Annotated in this window: 14 protein-coding genes; 4 read left to right on the top strand and 10 right to left on the bottom strand. The window is 66.3% G+C overall.

The features are described 5' to 3' along the window. Positions 1–11: 11 nt before the first annotated feature. From LOZ83_RS28570 to LOZ83_RS28540, 7 genes are all read right to left on the bottom strand, one after another. Positions 12–1,424: a serine hydrolase gene (locus LOZ83_RS28570; RefSeq protein WP_236794801.1), complete on the bottom strand. Its 1,413-nt coding sequence runs from the start codon at positions 1,422–1,424 to the stop codon at positions 12–14. A 30-nt stretch (positions 1,425–1,454) separates the two neighbouring features. Further along, on the bottom strand, positions 1,455–2,453 hold the full coding sequence (locus LOZ83_RS28565) for an ABC transporter ATP-binding protein (RefSeq protein WP_236794800.1): 999 nt from the start codon (positions 2,451–2,453) through the stop codon (positions 1,455–1,457). Continuing rightward, on the bottom strand, positions 2,450–3,454 hold the full coding sequence (locus LOZ83_RS28560) for an ABC transporter ATP-binding protein (RefSeq protein ID WP_236794799.1): 1,005 nt from the start codon (positions 3,452–3,454) through the stop codon (positions 2,450–2,452). Before LOZ83_RS28560 ends, LOZ83_RS28565 begins: the two co-directional genes overlap by 4 nt. Continuing rightward, the gene (locus LOZ83_RS28555) at positions 3,451–4,416 is read right to left on the bottom strand and encodes an ABC transporter permease (RefSeq protein ID WP_236794798.1); all 966 of its coding nucleotides are present in this window, start codon (positions 4,414–4,416) and stop codon (positions 3,451–3,453) included. The genes LOZ83_RS28560 and LOZ83_RS28555 overlap by 4 nt, the downstream gene beginning before the upstream one ends. A gap of 101 nt (positions 4,417–4,517) precedes the next feature. Further along, complete coding sequence (locus LOZ83_RS28550; protein ID WP_236794797.1) at positions 4,518–5,471, bottom strand: ABC transporter permease; 954 nt, start codon at positions 5,469–5,471, stop codon at positions 4,518–4,520. Further along, a complete protein-coding gene (locus LOZ83_RS28545) occupies positions 5,471–7,030 on the bottom strand; it encodes an ABC transporter substrate-binding protein (RefSeq protein WP_236794796.1) in 1,560 nt (519 codons plus the stop codon). The genes LOZ83_RS28550 and LOZ83_RS28545 overlap by 1 nt, the downstream gene beginning before the upstream one ends. A 37-nt stretch (positions 7,031–7,067) precedes the next feature. Then, positions 7,068–8,423, bottom strand: coding sequence for a CapA family protein (locus LOZ83_RS28540; protein WP_236794795.1), 1,356 nt, complete (start codon positions 8,421–8,423; stop codon positions 7,068–7,070). Positions 8,424–8,506: 83 nt separating this feature from the next. On the opposite strand from LOZ83_RS28540, the gene LOZ83_RS28535 reads away from it, so the two are divergent. Further along, positions 8,507–9,553 carry an Lrp/AsnC family transcriptional regulator gene (locus tag LOZ83_RS28535; RefSeq protein ID WP_236794794.1) on the top strand — a complete coding sequence of 349 codons (1,047 nt, stop codon included), beginning with the start codon at positions 8,507–8,509 and terminating at the stop codon, positions 9,551–9,553. Between the two features lie 8 nt (positions 9,554–9,561). Further along, positions 9,562–10,485 carry a LysR family transcriptional regulator gene (locus tag LOZ83_RS28530; protein ID WP_236794793.1) on the top strand — a complete coding sequence of 308 codons (924 nt, stop codon included), beginning with the start codon at positions 9,562–9,564 and terminating at the stop codon, positions 10,483–10,485. Between the two features lie 33 nt (positions 10,486–10,518). On the opposite strand, the gene LOZ83_RS28525 is transcribed toward LOZ83_RS28530, so the two are convergent. After that, positions 10,519–11,910 carry an aspartate aminotransferase family protein gene (locus tag LOZ83_RS28525; protein WP_236794792.1) on the bottom strand — a complete coding sequence of 464 codons (1,392 nt, stop codon included), beginning with the start codon at positions 11,908–11,910 and terminating at the stop codon, positions 10,519–10,521. Between the two features lie 33 nt (positions 11,911–11,943). Between LOZ83_RS28525 and LOZ83_RS28520 the strand changes: the two genes are divergently transcribed. Both LOZ83_RS28520 and LOZ83_RS28515 read left to right on the top strand, forming a co-directional pair. Continuing rightward, positions 11,944–12,336 carry a RidA family protein gene (locus LOZ83_RS28520; RefSeq protein ID WP_236794791.1) on the top strand — a complete coding sequence of 131 codons (393 nt, stop codon included), beginning with the start codon at positions 11,944–11,946 and terminating at the stop codon, positions 12,334–12,336. Positions 12,337–12,368: 32 nt separating this feature from the next. Continuing rightward, positions 12,369–13,673 carry an aspartate aminotransferase family protein gene (locus tag LOZ83_RS28515; RefSeq protein WP_236794790.1) on the top strand — a complete coding sequence of 435 codons (1,305 nt, stop codon included), beginning with the start codon at positions 12,369–12,371 and terminating at the stop codon, positions 13,671–13,673. A gap of 178 nt (positions 13,674–13,851) precedes the next feature. Here LOZ83_RS28515 and lat read toward each other — a convergent pair whose 3' ends face one another. Together lat and LOZ83_RS28505 are read right to left on the bottom strand one after the other, a co-directional pair. Continuing rightward, on the bottom strand, positions 13,852–15,234 hold the full coding sequence (gene lat, locus LOZ83_RS28510; protein ID WP_236794789.1) for an L-lysine 6-transaminase: 1,383 nt from the start codon (positions 15,232–15,234) through the stop codon (positions 13,852–13,854). Positions 15,235–15,274: 40 nt separating this feature from the next. Further along, positions 15,275–16,168 carry a MurR/RpiR family transcriptional regulator gene (locus LOZ83_RS28505; RefSeq protein WP_236794788.1) on the bottom strand — a complete coding sequence of 298 codons (894 nt, stop codon included), beginning with the start codon at positions 16,166–16,168 and terminating at the stop codon, positions 15,275–15,277. Between the last annotated feature and the right edge of the window lie 84 nt (positions 16,169–16,252).

The following is a 16,252-nucleotide window of genomic DNA, read 5'->3' as shown; positions in this document are numbered from 1 at the left end:
GAATGTGTTCGTCAGCGGGCGTTCGTGACGCGCCGCAGGACCCGCATGACCGCGAAGACGCCGGTGATAGTGCCGTCGTCGTCTCTGAGGAAGGCGTACATGGTGCTGTTCGCCCCCTTGAAAAGGTCTTGCCCGGCGGGCACGAGCGGGCCGGCGCCGGTCCTGGTGACGGCCGTCAGCCCCTGATCGGTCCGGGCCACGGTGAGGGTGTTCGTCTCACTGGAGGCGTATTCGCCGACGTATTGGCCGAGATCCACGGCACCGGATTGTGGTGTGCTGGCAAGGGAATCGTCCTCGGGACTGCCGAGCCACAGACGGGTGAGGAGTTCCGCGGGACCGACCGGGTCGGCTCCGGAGGCATTGATGAGCACTGTGACGGCGAGATCTTCCTCGGGAATGCACCGGTAGGCGCTGGAAACGCCCTTGACGCTCCCGGTGTGGCCGAACCAGGCCCGCCCCGCGATCGTCCCGATCTCCATGCCCAGCCCATAGCTCGACCCGTCCGGCAACTTCGTCGGTTGCCCGGTCATTGCGCGCAGCGTGTCCGGCGTGAGCGCGGCACCCTCTGTGGACTCGTTGCGGGCAACCCGGGTGAGCATCCGCGCGAACGTGGACAGGCCGCCGGGGGTGACTTTCCAGGAGCCGTTGGTGTAGATGTCGCCGACATCCCACCAGGCGGGCGAGAGTGAGAACGCGTCGGCCGTGTCCTTGAAGGGCACGTAGAGGTCCGCGACCTTGTCGAACGCGGACAGCTCGTCATAGGTGAACGCTGTGCGGTCAATGCCAAGCGGGCCAAGGATGTTGGCTTTGACGTAGCCGCGGTAGTCCTGGCCCGCGGCGGCTTCGATGACGCCCTGCAGCAGGGCGTAGCCCTCGTTGGAGTAGTTGAACACCGCGCCGGGCTCAGCGAGAAAGCTGAGGTTCGCGGCGGAAAGTGCGGCGATCAGATCATCGACAGTGCGGACGTGTTCGTACTGCCGGCTGACCGGAACTGCGGCCAGGAAACGATCACGATCGGGGTCGGCGAGGATGCTGCGGGTCCGTGCACCGTCCACCATGGACAGACCTGGCAGGCCGGAGGTGTGCCGGAGCAGGTGCTCGATGGTAATGCGGTTGTGGGCATCTCCCGCGAACTGCAACTGCGGTAGCCACTTGGCGATCGGGTCCTCGATGTTCAGCTGCCCGCGTTGGTGCAAAAGCATGACCGCGGTCGCGGTCAGGGACTTGGACACCGACGCAACGCCGAACAGGGTGTCCGCATCGTTCTGCCCGGTGTCGCCGCGACGTCCGTGCAGGTACTCGAAGACAACCTGGTCGCCGTGTGAGACCTGCACCGCCAGCCCGGGCAGCCGGTTCGTGGTCACCCAATCGGCCAGGGCGCGGGTCATGGTCTCGTGAGTCGTGGGATTCGTGGGTTCTGTCATGGTCGTGCTGTGTCCTCCGGGAGGGCTCGGTCAGGCGAAATGGCAAGCGGCGGCGCTACCGTCGTCGAGCGGGCGCAACTGCGGGGCCTGCTCGCGGCAGATGTCCTGGGCGATCGGGCATCGCGGCGCGAACGGGCACCCGGTCTCGCCATTCATCGCGGAGGGAACATCGCCGCGCAGGACGGTCCGCTCTCGCGCCGTGGTGGTGTTTCCGGTGGGGACGGCGGAAATCAGGGCCTTCGTGTACGGGTGGGCCGGGTTGGCGATGACGTGCTGGGTCGGTCCCGTCTCGACGACCCGGCCGAGGTACATCACCATCAGGTCGTTCGAAATGTGCCGGACGACACTGATGTCGTGGGTGATGAACACATAGGCCAGGTTCAGTTCGGCCTGCAGATCGCTCAGGAGGTTGAGGATCTGGGCCTGCACCGAGACGTCCAATGCGGACACTGCCTCGTCACACACGACGAGCTCCGGTTCGCTGATCAGGGCACGGCCCAGCCCGACGCGCTGGCGCTGCCCGCCGGAGAGTTCGTGGGGGTACCGGTAGGCGAAATCGGGACGGAGCCCCATTTTCTCCAGGATGGCCATGACTTTGTCTTCACGGCCGGCCCGGTCACCGATACGGTGCACGGCCAGCGGTTCGGCCAAGGTCTCCCCGACACGCTTGCGCGGATTGAGCGAGGAATAGGGATCCTGGAACACCATCTGCGCGCGGCGCCGGAAGTCCTTGAGCTGGGCCCCCTTCATGGCCAGCACGTCCTGGCCGTCGAACGTGACCGTGCCCGACGTCGGTTCGGTCAGCCGCAGCAGCGCCTGGCCGGTCGTCGACTTGCCGCTGCCCGATTCGCCGACGATCCCCAAGGTCCTGCCCCGTGGCACCGCGAACGACACGTCCTCGGCGGCTTTGAGGGTCCGCTTGGCGCCGAGGAGTCCGCCATTGGTGGAGACGCGGTAATGCTTGCTCAGGCTCTTCACCTCGAGCACCGGAGCGGTGTCCGGCGGCACCGTATTGACGGCCGTGCTCATGCTGGTTCTCCTTCCAGTACCGCCGGCAGCTGGTCGTGGTTCCAGCACCGCACCTGATGGTCACCGGTCAGCTCGGTGGTCGAGGGTTCCTGGCTGCGGCACTGTGTTGTCGTGTAGGCGCACCGGTCCTGGAAGACACAGCCCGTGGGGCGGTCGGTGATCGCGGGGACCGTCCCGGCGATCGTGGTCAACCGGTGCGTGAGCGGGCCGGTCAAGGTGAGCGCCGAGGCCATCAGGCCACGCGTATAGGGATGGGCCGGCTGCGAGAACAGCTCCGCGACGGTGCCCAGCTCCACGATCTGTCCGAGATACATGACAGCGACCCGGTGACTGACTTCGGCGAGGAGGCCGAGATCGTGCGAGATGAACACGACCGCCATGCCGCGATCCTTCGCCAGCGTCGCGATGAGCTCGACGATCTGCGCCTGGATCGTCACGTCCAGCGCCGTCGTGGGCTCGTCGGCGATGAGGATCTTAGGTTCACACGCGATGGCGATCGCGATGACGACCCGCTGGCGCATCCCGCCGGAGAGTTCGTGCGGGTACCGGCGCAACCCCGTTTCCGGGTCGGGATAGCCGACGGCATTGAGCACCTCGATCGCCCGCCGGCGCGCTTCGCCCCGGCTGACGTTCCGGTGCGCCCGGATCGTTTCGGTGAGCTGCGTCCCGATGGTGAAGACCGGATTGAGCGCGCTCATCGGGTCCTGGAAGATCATCGAGATGTCGTTGCCCCGCAGCTTCGCCATCCGCGCCGGGCTGTGGTCCAGCAGATCGGCCCCGTCGTAGAGGATCGACCCGTCGTAGGCGACCGACCCGTTCTCCTCGTACAACCGCATGATCGACTGCGCGGTCACGGATTTCCCGCACCCGGATTCGCCGACGATGGACAGCACTTCGCCCTGCTTCAGGACGAAGGACACCCGGTCCACGGCGGCGATCTGCCCGTCCTCGGTCCCGAACCAGGTGCTCAGTTCCTTGACCTCGAGTACGTTTCGCGTCATGCGTTGCTCCCTCCCCCACTCGCCGCCACGGCTTCCTGTGCTGCCGGTATCGGCTTACGTTCCCCGAGCCTGCCGGTGAGCCTGCGGACCTGCCCGCGCACGATCCCGGACACCACACGGACTTTCCCGCCCTTGGGATCGAAGTAATCGCGCAGGCCGTCGCCGAGGAAGTTGAGCCCGAAGACGGAGACCACGATCGCGATGCCGGCGAAGACGACGATCCACCAGGCGCTGAAGATGAGGATCTTCCCGTCGTGCAGGATGCTGCCCAGGCTCGCTCCTGGCGGTGGCACACCGGCCCCGAGGAAGCTTAGTGAGGCTTCGCTGATGATCGCGTCGGCGAAGACGAAGCTGGCCTGGACCACGATCGGGGAGATGATGTTGGGCAGCAGGTGCCCGAAAATGATCCGCGCGCTGGACGCTCCCTGCGCGACCATCGCCAGCACGTAGACCTCTTCCTTCACACTCAGCGCGCTGGAGCGGACGATCCGGGCCACCTGCGGCGTGAAAACGATCGTGAGCGCGATGATCACGTTGCTGATCTTGGCCCCGAACGCGGCCATCATGCAGATGGCCAGCAGGATGCTCGGAAACGCCATCAGCCCGTCCATGATCCGCATCAGCACCCCGTCGAGGCGCCGGAACCACGCCGACGCGAGGCCGATCACCGCACCGAGGACGGTGGTGCTCACCGCGACCGCGACGCCGATCCCCAGCGAAGTCCGCACTCCGTAGGCGAGCCGGGTCGCGAGGTCACGTCCGTAGTCGTCGGTCCCCAGCCAATGCGACGCGCTGGGGCCCCGGAGCTTGTCGGCCGGCACCATGTCGAACTGCCCGTACGGCGAGAACCACGGGATCAGGATCGCTGCCGCGACCAGGAAAACCACCGCCACCGCACCCACCACGAACAACCGGTTCGAGACGAGCCGGCGGAGGTTGCGGCGGCGGCTTTCCCGCTTCAATGTGCGGCCACGATCGATGCCACGCGAAATCGATGTTTCCGCTGCCGGGGTGGCCGCGGCTGGAGTGGGTGGGGGCTGTTGATTGTTCTGCATCTGTTGCCTCATCGTTTGCTCGGCAATTTCACGCGGGGGTCGAACACGCCGTAGAGGAGGTCGACGATCAGGTTCACCAGCACGAAGATCACGGTCGTGAACAGCACCGTGCCCTGCACGACGGGAAAGTCACGGTGCAGCACGGAGTTGACCACGAGCGTGCCGATCCCGGGGATGGTGAAGATCGTCTCGGTCACCACCGCCCCGGTGATCAGGGAACCCAGCCCTTGCCCGAGGATGGTGAGCACGGGCAGGAAAGCGTTGCGCAGCGCGTGTTTGAGCACCACCACCCGCGTGCGCAGGCCTTTGGCCTTGGCGACCTTGATGTATTCCTGGCCCAGGACTTCGAGGACCGAGGACCGGGCCATGCGGGTGATCAGTGCGGCCTGCATCCCGCCCAGCGCGATACCGGGAAGAATCAGGTAGGACAACCAGGTGAAGAATCCCGATGACAACGGCTCGTAGCCGCCGACCGGGAGCACCCGCAGCCACACCCCGAAGACCAGCAGCAGGAACAGCGCGAGCAGGAAACTCGGCACCGAGATCCCGACCAGTGAGCCGTTCAGGATCACCCGGTCCAGCAGCGATCCACGGCGGGTGGCGGCGATGATCCCCAGTGGGATCGCGACGCCGATACCGATGATCTCCGCGATCAGGGCCAGCGACAGGGTGGGCGGCACGTGGTCCACGATGGTCGACAGGACAGGCGCGTCCAGGAAATACGACTGGCCCAGATCACCGGTGACGGCATGGCCGATCCAGGTCGCGTATTGCTGCCACAGCGGCTGATCGAGCCCGAGGTCGCTGTTCAATTGAGTGATCTGCTGAGGCGTCGCTTCCTGGCCGAGGATGACCGACGCCGGCGAGCCCGGCGCCAGGTGCACGACCAGGAAGACGGCGGTGAACACGGTCAACAGCACCGGGATGAGCGCGGCGAAGCGCCGAAGAATATAAGCCGGCATCAGTGATCTCCGAGCGTGGTGTTCCAGATGATCGGTCCGTCCTTGGTGGTGAAACCGTGGACGTCTTTGTTGGCTGCCGAGACGCCCTTGAACTCACCGGCCATGATCACCGGCACATAGTCCTCACGCAGGTACTTCTGGGTGTTCACCCAGATATCCCGCGCGTCCTTGAGGTCCGCCGAGCGCTGGATCTTCGTGAAGGCATCCGCGACGACCGGGGATTGCGCGTAGACCGGCCAGCTGTCGCCGAGGTAGGACAGCTGAGTGGGGTCGGACACCGTCGTGATCCCGGCGGTCGTGATGTCGTAGCCCTTCGGGTCGAGGGACAGAGCACTGTAGGTGGCCCAATCCCCGGTGCGCAGCGTGACGTTCACGCCCATTTCCTTCAGCTGCTGCTGCAGAACGACCGCTGACTTGTACTGGAACGGGTCGTCGTTCACCGTCAGCAACGTGACCGGCTCGCCGTGATAGCCGGCTTCCCGCAGCATCTTCCCCGCCCGGGCCGTGTCGCCCTGGTTGTAGGTATCGGCACCGTCGTTGGTGTACCAGTCGGGTTGGTCGACCGACATGTAGCCGGCTTTCAGGTCGTACACGTCCTTGTCGGCGAACGCGACGTTCATGATGTCGCTGGAGTTCACGCCGAGTTGGACCGCCTGCCGTTTCTGCGGGGTGTCGAAGACGCCGTTCTTGATATTGAAGGCGAAGACGACATCACCGTCGTTGTAGCTGGTGACGGTGAAATCCTTGCCGTTCTTCAGCCAGTCGTACGTGTCGTAGCTGGCGCTGGCCAGGATGTCGTACTTCCCGGTCTGCAACCCGGCCAGTTGGGTGGACGGGTCGGTGACGATGTCGAAGTAGACGTCTCGGATCAGCGCGTCCCGCCGCCCCGCGAAACCAGAGGGAGCTTCGGAACGCGCCGAGTAGCCGTCGAACTTGGTCAGGTGGATGGAGGCGTCCTTCTTCCACTCCACGAGCTTGTAGGGCCCGGTCCCGATGAACGAGGTGACGCCGGTCGGTGCGGCGTTCTGGGCGATGGCCGCCGGCATGATCGCGGGGAACTGTTTGTGGGTGGCCATCACCCCGAGCGCGCCGACCGCCGGCGCTTTCATCTTCAACACGACGGCGTATGGGCCGTCGGCGACGAAGGTCGCATCCTTGCCCAGAACGCTTTTGGCGGCGGGACTCAGTTTCAGCCACCGGGTCATCGATGCCACGACGTCCGCCGAGGTCATCTCGGCGCCGTTGTGAAAGTGGACGCCGCGGCGCAGGTCGAAACGGTAGCTCGTGCGGTCCGCGCTCTCGGTGATCGCGCTGGCCAGCATCGGGACGACCTTGTTGTCCGCGTCGGTGGTGACGAGGGTTTCGAACACGTTACGCATGACGTACTTCGTCGGTTCGGCGGTGGTCATCTGCTCGTCCAGCGTCGTCGGCTGGGCTCCCAGTGCCACGTGCAGTTCCTGATCGGAATGGGTGCGCGCGGCCAGCGCCCCGCACCCACTCAGCGCCACGGCCAGCACGATCGCGGCCGACGTCGCGACCCATCGTTGCCATCTGATCACTCGGTCCTCCTTTCAGCTCGGGGTTTTTCTGGTCGTCTCACACGCTCGCGCGCAGCGCGGCACGTTCCCCCGCGGGCGCCTGATCCCGCGGGCCGATGCGGATCACGCCCACACCGGCCTCGATGTCGATGCGGGTGCCATACGGTGCGGAGAGTTCTTGCAGCTTCTCGATTGCGGTGGTGTCGCCGGTCAGCCGGGGTTCGCCACGGCGATAGTGCGGCTCGGTGTGGCCGAGGTCGATCGGGTGCAGCCGGATCTCGATCGCGCCGTCGTCCTCGACCGTCCACTTCGCGACGACCGAGGACCAGATCTCGGGCTGGGCCGAGAATCCCCGGGTCCAGTTCCGGCTTCGCTCGCGCAACGCCTGGAACGTGTCGTCGTGGTGGGTCAGACCGTAGGCGGCGAAGAAATCCGCCGGCAGGTGGGCCACGGAATCGCTTTCGAAGATGAAGTTGCCGAGGCTGTAGAAGATCGGCTTGCCCCGGTAGATCTCGATGCCCCGCAGGATGTGCGGGCCGTGCCCGATCACCGCGTCCGCGCCGGCGTCGATGCAGTCCCGGGCGAACTTCTCCGCGAACTCGGCGGGCCGCTCCAGATCGGACCCGAGCATTTCGTGATTGTGCAAACTCACCAGCACGTAGTCGGCTTCGCCACGGGCTCGTTCGATCGACCGCACGATCCGGGCGACATCCTTGGTATCGGCGGTCGAGGTGGGCCGCGGGTCGGTGTCATCGACGAACAGGTGGCCACCGACCAGAACTGCGTTCGGATCCTCCACGGGCACGACGAACCCCGTTGCGACCGAACGGTCGTACGTGGCATTGATGCTCGTGTCCTCGAGGATCTGCCGCAAGGTGGCCAGCTGCGCCGAAGACACCTTGTGCGCCACCTTGTGATGCAGCACGTTCAGGCCCGGGCGCCCTTGCAGATCCGGGCGCTGATCGCCGGCGACCCACGACTTGTCGAACGTGCTGGTCGCCGCGACCATCCCGACGCGCCCGCGCTCGGTCTCGACGAACACCGGTGCACAAGCGGCAGCCAGGTTCGCCCCGGCCCCGGCATGAGCCAGGCCCGCCCGGGACAAATTGTCGTCCGTCGCGAGCAGCCCGCCCGTGGAGTAGTCCAGGGCGTGATTGTTCGCGGTCGAGACCAGATTGAATCCGAGCACCTGCAAATCGCCGATCACCTCCGGTGCCGCCATCGCCCAGGTGCCGCCGCTGACCGCGGCGGGATAACCCGCCCCGTCGTGCGCGGTCACTTCGAAGTTGGTGAACCTGACGTCCGCGGCACTGATCAGGCGCGACAGCTCGACGGTGGACGGAACGGTGCGCACCAATCGACGGGTGATGAAGCTGTCTCCCGTTGCTGTGACGGTGATTCTCCGGGACGCCATATTCGGCCTTTCCGCCGGCGAGATTTTGTTCCCGCCAGTATTGGGTCGGTGTATTACTCTGGCCGAAGATGCACGATTCAAGCATGAAGGGCATCAGGTTGCAGGAAACCGGCAGCAGCGACGACCAGCTCCTCAGCGAGGCCGACCTCGCGCTGATCAACGCGATCCAGATCAATCCGCGCGCCAGCTGGTCCCGGCTGAGCACCGTCCTCGGCGTCAGCGCGACCACTGTGGCGCGCCGCTGGCAGCACCTGCAGGACGCCGGTCTCGCCTGGACCACCGCCGCACTCGGGCCGCGGCTGCTGGAGATCATTCGCCTGGGGTTCCTCGAACTCGACTGCGAACCCGGTCGCGCCCAGGAAGCCATTGCCTGGCTGCAGCAACAGCCCCACATCATGACGCTCGAACACGTCACCGGCTCGCACAATCTCCGCGCACTCATCTGGTCTCCCACCGCCGCGGCCCTGTCGACCTATCTGCTCCAAGAACTTCCGGTCGCCCCGGGTATCCGGTCCGTGCGAACCCAGCTGGCCACGAGCGCGTTCGCCACCGCGCTGCAGTGGCGCCTGCAAGCCCTCGCCCGGGACGACGCGGCGGCCATTGTGGACACTCATGCCGAACCCGAGTCCCACCGCCCTTTCGACCAGACCGACAAAACCCTTTTCACGCTGCTGAGCCACGACGGCCGCGCCGAGGTCACGACCCTGGCCCGGGACCTCGATCTCAGTCCGCGCACCGTGCAACGCCGCATCACCCGGCTCATCAACGCCGGCTACATGACCATCCGCTGTGACCTCGCCCGCGGGCGAGCCGGCTGGCATTCCGGCGCGATCTTCTACCTCAGCGTCCCCGACCACGACGTCGACGCCATCGGCGCCAAACTGGCCACCTGGCGGGAAACCCGCACCTGCGTCGGCGTCTCCGGGACCGCCAATCTCACGGTCTCGGTCGGACTTCATTCGGCCGAAGACAGCCACGAGATCGCCACCCGGATCCTCACCAGATTCCCCGCCGTGCGGATACTCGACCGGCGGATCGTGCTGCGGCAGTACAAACTCTACGGACGCCTGCTCAATGCCCACGGCGCCAGCACGGGCGCCGTCACCATCAATCCTTGGCACCTCGGCTAGGAGCGTTCATGCTGAACCCGGTCCACCTCCAGACCTTGACGACCGTGCTGCGGTTCGGCTCGTTCGCCGATGCCGCTCGCCAGCTCGGCTACACCGGTTCCGCGGTGTCGCAACAGATGTCCGCCCTGGAGCGCCAGCTGAAGGTCACCCTGTTCGAACGGGACGCTCACAGCGTCCGCCCGACGCCAGCGGCGGTCGAGATCGTGAACCGCTCGGCCGGCGCGCTCGGCGCCCTCCAGGGTTTGGCGGACGACATCGAGCGGATCACAACAGGTCGCCTCGGCCGGCTTCGCATCGGCAGTTTCCCGACCGCGAGCGAACAGTTGCTTCCGGCCGGGCTCACCCGGCTGCGGCGAGTGAGCCCGCGGCTGGACGTTCATCTCGACGAGGACGAACCGGCGTCCCTGGTGCCCATGCTGGAACGTCGCGAGATCGACGTGGCACTGCTCTACCGGTACCGGGGCGTGGCGTCGCGCTGGCCGCGGACCATCAGGCTCCGTCCGCTGCTGGTCGAGGACCTGCTGCTGATCCGGGCCCACACCGAACCGTGCGAACCGGTCGAGCTGACCAGCCTACTGGAGGCGACCTGGATTTCGACCAGGGAAGACACCTCGGGCGCCGCGACGCTGCGCCAGCTCTGCCGCGCGGCCGGGTTCGACCCGATGGTGAGCTACCGCAGCAACAACTACGCGGTGATCCAGGGGCTGGTCGCCAGCGGGCTGGGCACCGCCCTGATCCCGGCGATGGCGTACCAGCCACAACGCGGCCTGTCAGCGGCACTCCTGAGCGGTACACCGGCCGCTCGCGAGGTACTGGTGGCATCGGCTCCGTCCACACCGGACGAACTCGTCGACGTCTTCGAGACCGCAATGCGGAAGTCCGCGGAGACGTTCGCCCGCGATCGCCGCGGCGTCCGGCTACTCGACCGGTAGCCCTTACCGGAAGGCCACTCAGGGGCCACCACATCAGGACACCGTCGCGGCCATCGCGGCGTGGTACACCTCCGCGACGCGATCGATGTCCTCCTCCGTCGTCGCCGCACACAGGCGTCGATCCGATGCGGTGGCCACAGTCTCAAGGACCCCACCGGCCAGCAGGGTCGATTGGTAGGCCGAATACCTGCGAGTGTCGGAACGCAATGCCTGCCGGAAGTTCCGCGGCGCCTCGTCGGTGAAGTACACGGCCCATTGCGACCCGAGGCCGGTGACCACCGCCTGGGCACCCGTGTCGTCGATCGCGGCTTGGATCTTCGATCGCAGCCGGTCCCCGAGCGCGTACAGCCGGTTGACGACGTCCTCGGTCCGCATGATCTCCAGCGTCTTGTTGGCCGCCGCGATCGCGTACGGCGAGGCGTTGTAGGTGCCATCCACCGTTGCGTGCTGCGTATCGTAAGCGCCGACGTACCGCATTGCCTCGTCGCTTCCCGCCATACCGGCCAGGGAGTAACCATTGGCAATGGATTTCCCGAAGATCGTCAAATCGGGCGTCACGCCGCAGATCGATTGATAACCACCCAATGCGGACCGGAATCCCGTCTTGACCTCATCCATGACGAAGACGGTTCCCTGACGATCGCACAGCGCGCGAATCCGTTCGAGGAATCCCGGCGCCGCCGGCACGCAGCCGAAGCTGTGAATGTAACCTTCGGCGAACACTGCGGCCAAGCTGTCACCATGCTCGGCGAAAGCGGCTTCGAGGCCGGCGAAATCATTCCATTCCACGACGACGATGTCCGCGAGCATCTGCGGGTGCAGCCCGCCCCCGTTCGGGCTGCCGAGCGGGGTGTCGGCGGTGACGCCGTTGCGGGCGCAGCCGACCGCCAGATGATCGCTCCAGCCGTGGTAGGAGCCGTGGAACTTGAGCAGCTTCCGCCGGCCGGTCAAGGCCCGGGCAACGTGCGCGGCGTGCATCGCCGCGTCGGTCCCGGACGTGCAGAAAGCCACCTTCTGCGCGGACGGCAGCAACGAGCACACCGTTTCGGCGAGCTGGACCTCGCCCAGTTGCGGACCCACCCCGGTGAGGTCGCAGGTATTGGTCGCCGCGAGTACCGCTTCGTTCACCCTGCGATCCGAGTGCCCCAAGACGATGGGTCCCCAGGCGCACAGGAAGTCGAGATACTCGCGGCCGGTTTCGTCCCACAGATGGGCACCGGAGGATCTGACGAAAACCTGGTCCCAGCCGACGCGATGACCGGACGACGCGCCGCCCGGCATCACGCGCCGCGCGCGATCCCAGGTCGTGGCCGGTGACGAGCTGACAGGAACGGTCATAGGGCACCCCGGGGTCGGACGACTGATGACGTTATCGTTACATCTAACGTGTTGGACCGGAATAGTGTAGCGTACAAAACAGTCCATGGTCTAGGCTCGCGACAACTTCAGGAGAGAGTAATGACCGACGCCAGTGCACACACTTTCGGTTTCGAGGCCGAAAGTGCCTACGGATATTGTCAAAGTCGCCGAGTGGGTGACACTGTTTACGTGTCGGGCCAGCTGGCGTGGGACGACGACGGGAATTTCGTCGAGGGCAGCTTCGCCGATCAGGTCGAGCGCACCTTCGCGAATATCGACCGCGTTTTGGCGCATTACGGCGCGGGAAGGCAGCACATCGTGCAGGACTTCACGGTGGTCGTCGACCTGCCGGTCTGGTTCAACGACTTTTCCGCACTGCACGCCGCTTACTACGGAGAACACCGGCCGGCCAGCACGATCTGCGGAGTGGCCGCGCTCGCCTTCCCGGGCCAGCTCGTGGAAATCAACGCGATTCTCGCTCTCGGGGCCTGAAAACCGCGCTATTGTGCCGATCTGAGGAGTTGATGGTGTCGCCGCTGTACGAACGCGAGCAAGCCGTGCTGGCGGCTACGCAACGGCTGCGTTTTTTCCCGCTCACCGTTGTCGCCGGCGAGGGTTGCTGGCTCGTCGAAGAAGGCGGGCGCAGACTCCTCGATCTGTCCGCCTCGTGGGCCATCGCGTCACTGGGTTACGGCCATCCGGCGATCCAAGCCGCGGTCGCGCGGGCGATGTCACAGATGGCCGGGGTCGGCCTGGTGTCGACGTGCAATGTCGAAGCCGTGCAGCTCGCCGAGGCGTTGCTGGCCTGTACACCCGGCACCGGTGAGCGCCGCGTTTACCTGGGGCACAGCGGTTCCGATGCCAACGAGGCCGCCGTCCGCACGATCCGGCACAGCACGGGCCGGTCCGGGGTGATCGCCTTTCACGGCTCATACCACGGAGGTCTCGCGGGATCCAGCCAGTTCTCCGGGCTCATCGTGGATGCGGGCGGTCACCCCGACAGTGACTTGTCGCTGCTGCCCTACCCGAGCGGTCCGTCGGCGGCCGAGACGGCGCGAGCGGCTCTCGACCAACTGGACACCTTGCTCGACCAGCAAGGCGAGAACATCGCCGCGTTGATCTGCGAACCGCTGATGTCCGACGGGGGTGTCATCGTGCCCCCACCCGGCTTTCTGGCGGATGTCCACAAGCGACTGTCGTCAGCCGGTGTGCTCCTCATTTGCGATGAGGTCAAGGTAGGTCTCGGCAGGACGGGTACGCTGCACGCCTTCGAACACGATGGCATCACCCCGGACGTCGTGACCTTCGGGAAATCGCTGGGCGGTGGCCTGCCGGTGTCGGCGGTCGTGGGTCCGGCGCACGTCTTCGATACCGCCGAGGCGTTCACCATGCTGGGTACCGCGGGCAACCCCGTCACCGCGGCCGCCGCCCATGCCGTTCTCCGGACGGTCATCGACGAAAACCTGCCGGCCGAAGCCGCGGCACGAGGCGCCCAGCTCAGGGCCGGCCTCACCCAGCTGAAAAGCGAGCATCCCGCCATTGAAGACATCCGAGGTCGCGGGCTGTCGCTCGGTATGCAACTGGGCACAACCTGCGACGGGCGCAACTCGCCAAGCTCCACCGCGGCGAAAGTCTGCTACCGGGCCTGGGAACTCGGCTTGGTGCTGTACCCGGTGGGACCGGACGCGGACATCCTGGAAATGACGCCGCCGCTCATCATCTCCCCGGCCGAAGTCGACCAAGCATTGGCACTGCTCGCGCAGGCCCTGACGGATGTCGAGATGGGCGCGGTTTCCGACGAAACAGTGAGCCGTTTTCAAGGCTGGTGAGCGGGGCGTGCACTCACCCCCACGTGGTGTTCCCCGCGATCGTGTTCGCGGGGCATTCGCTTGGGGTCGGGGCATCTGCGGCTCTCGACGCGGGCCGCGCCGCAGCGGGCTGACGAAACTGCATGCGGACAAGGCGTGGCGCCACCAGCCAAGAACCTCACCAGATTAAGACTCGCAACTACACCAGTGACGTCACCACACGGTCGAGGGCGGCGATCCCCCGGCGTAGTTCATCCTCGGTGACGGTCAGGGCGGGCCGCAAGCGCAGACTGCTGGCGCCGCAGGCAAGAACCAGGGTGTTCTCGTCGTCGCGCATCCGGCGGACGATCTCGTCCCGGAGTTCGGCGATGGGCAGCGTGATGGCGCACATGAGGCCGCGCCCGCGGGGCTCGGTGATCACGGAATGGCGCCGCGCCAATTCGCGGAGCTCCAGTAGCAGGTTCTCGCCGAGCGTCGCGGCTCGTGCGATCAGGCCCTCGGCCTCGATGACCTCAAGAATGCGCCGCGCGCGAACCATGTCGGTCAGGTTGCCGCCCCACGTCGAATTGATGCGGGACGACACGTGGAAAACGTTGTCCGCGACCTCGTCGACACGCCCGCCGGCCATGACACCGCACACCTGCGCCTTCTTGCCGAAGGCCACGACGTCAGGCTGAATACCCATTTGCTGGTAGGCCCAGGCGGTCCCGGTCATGCCGACACCCGTCTGCACCTCGTCCATGACGAACAGCGCGTCGAATTCGTGACACAGGGCCTGCATCGCTTGCAGGAACTCCGGACGGAAATGGTTGTCGCCGCCCTCACCCTGGATCGGCTCGGCGATGAAACAGGCGATGTCGTGCGGGGACGCCTCGAACGCTTCCCGTGCGGCGGCAAGGGAAACCCGCTCGGCGGCGGCGACGTCGGCATTGCCGTTGATCGACGGCGACGGGATCCGCGGCCAGTCGAACTTCGGGAACCGGGCCACCTTGATCGGGTCGGTATTGGTCAGGGTCATCGTGTAGCCGCTCCGGCCGTGGAACGCGTGCTCGAGATGCAGCACCTTCGCGCCGAGCGCCGGGTCGAGGCCGTGTTCCTCGTTCCACCGCGATTTCCAGTCGAACGCCACCTTGAGGGCGTTCTCCACCGCGAGCGCGCCGCCGTCGACGAAGAACAAGTGCGGCAACGCCGGATCACCGAGCACACGGGCAAAAGTCTCGACGAACCGGGCCATCGGCACCGTGTAGAGATCGGAATTCGACGGCTTGTTCACCGCGGCAGCGGCCAGCTCACGCCGGGCCTCGGCCGAGACCAGCGACGGGTGGTTCATACCAAGCGCCGAGGAGGCGAAGAACGTGAAGAGGTCGAGATACTCGCGACCGTCGCGCGCGTCGACGAGGGTCGACCCGTGGGACGCTTCGAGATCGAGAACGAGGTCGTACCCGTCGGCGAGCATGTGGGTCGCGATGGTCGCGCGCACATCCGCGGGTGCGATATCGGCAGCATTGAGAGTTCGCATTCGCTTCTCCTGTCGAGAATCCGCTTTCGAAGCTGATGCAAACATAACAAGCTGACCGCACATCGGTCCAGCCGTAACTTCAACTACAGGGTGGCGGGCGCGCTCACGGCTCGTCGACGGACTCGATGTCGGACAGGCGCTGCGGAACGCGGTTGCCGAGGCGTTCCACCACGGCCTCCACGAGCAGCTCGACGAGCGCGGTCGCCGCGACCAGTGAGTCGAAGGGGCTGGTGACCTCGACCTGGGCCGGCAGGACGACCTTGGCGACATCGGCGGCCGGTGACATCCAGGTGTCGGTGAACAGGATGACCTGCGCGCCGCGGGCACTGGCGTCTCGCGCGATCTCGACGATATCGGCGTCGTAGCGCCGGAAATCGAACACCACAAGGACATCGCGGCGGCCGAGATCGACGCGCGCGGCCTTGCGTTCGAGCTCGGCTTCGGGGAACTGGCTGACCTTCTGCCGGAGCAGCACCAGGTGGGTGGCCAGATAGGTGGCCATAGTGCGGCTGAACCGTCCGCCGATCGTGTGCACGGACAGTCTCGGGTCGACGATGAGTTCGACGGCCCGGTCCAGCTCGGCGCGCGGCAACCGGTCCAGGGTCGTGCCGACGATCGCGCTCAATGCGGCACTGGCCGCGGCGACGACGTCTTCGCCTGCCGGGGCCTGGGCCGGGCGCGAGAGCTGTCGTAGCGGGGATCCCAGCTGCTCCTGCACCTCGCGGATGATCGCCTGCTGCAGCAAGGGGTAGCTGGGGTAGCCGATCCGCGCCGCGAAGCGCAGCACCGTCGGAGCGCTCACACCCGCCTTGGCCGCGAGCTCCGTGGCGGCCTCCAGGCCCGCGCCCGGGTACTCCGCGAGTAGTACGCGCGCGACCTTGAGCTCCGCGCCGCGCAGCTCACTGAGCTGGTCGCGCACCTGGTCCGCGACCGACGGCAGCACAGCGGTTCGCGATCCGCGGCCGCTGGGACGCTGCAGATCGTCTGCGCTGGCCACCTGGCCCCCTCCCCCCAGTCGTCGCCCGGTCTAGGGCGTGTCCGTAGCAGATCCTACTCCCGCTGTAGTTTTCATTACATCTCG

Origin of the sequence: Amycolatopsis sp. GM8 (assembly GCF_021653975.1) — a bacterium.
Taxonomy (GTDB): Bacteria; Actinomycetota; Actinomycetes; order Mycobacteriales; family Pseudonocardiaceae; genus Amycolatopsis_E.
Note: the sequence above shows the minus strand (reverse complement) of the source record. Positions and strands in the feature narration are given on the sequence as shown.

Coding starts and splice junctions, on each gene's coding strand:
- LOZ83_RS28570 (WP_236794801.1), bottom strand. CDS start 1,424: ATGACAGAACCCACGAATCCCACGACTCACGAGACCATGACCCGCGCC.
- LOZ83_RS28565 (WP_236794800.1), bottom strand. CDS start 2,453: ATGAGCACGGCCGTCAATACGGTGCCGCCGGACACCGCTCCGGTGCTC.
- LOZ83_RS28560 (WP_236794799.1), bottom strand. CDS start 3,454: ATGACGCGAAACGTACTCGAGGTCAAGGAACTGAGCACCTGGTTCGGG.
- LOZ83_RS28550 (WP_236794797.1), bottom strand. CDS start 5,471: ATGCCGGCTTATATTCTTCGGCGCTTCGCCGCGCTCATCCCGGTGCTG.
- LOZ83_RS28540 (WP_236794795.1), bottom strand. CDS start 8,423: ATGGCGTCCCGGAGAATCACCGTCACAGCAACGGGAGACAGCTTCATC.
- LOZ83_RS28535 (WP_236794794.1), top strand. CDS start 8,507: ATGAAGGGCATCAGGTTGCAGGAAACCGGCAGCAGCGACGACCAGCTC.
- LOZ83_RS28530 (WP_236794793.1), top strand. CDS start 9,562: ATGCTGAACCCGGTCCACCTCCAGACCTTGACGACCGTGCTGCGGTTC.
- LOZ83_RS28525 (WP_236794792.1), bottom strand. CDS start 11,910: ATGGACTGTTTTGTACGCTACACTATTCCGGTCCAACACGTTAGATGT.
- LOZ83_RS28520 (WP_236794791.1), top strand. CDS start 11,944: ATGACCGACGCCAGTGCACACACTTTCGGTTTCGAGGCCGAAAGTGCC.
- LOZ83_RS28515 (WP_236794790.1), top strand. CDS start 12,369: ATGGTGTCGCCGCTGTACGAACGCGAGCAAGCCGTGCTGGCGGCTACG.
- lat (WP_236794789.1), bottom strand. CDS start 15,234: ATGTGCGGTCAGCTTGTTATGTTTGCATCAGCTTCGAAAGCGGATTCT.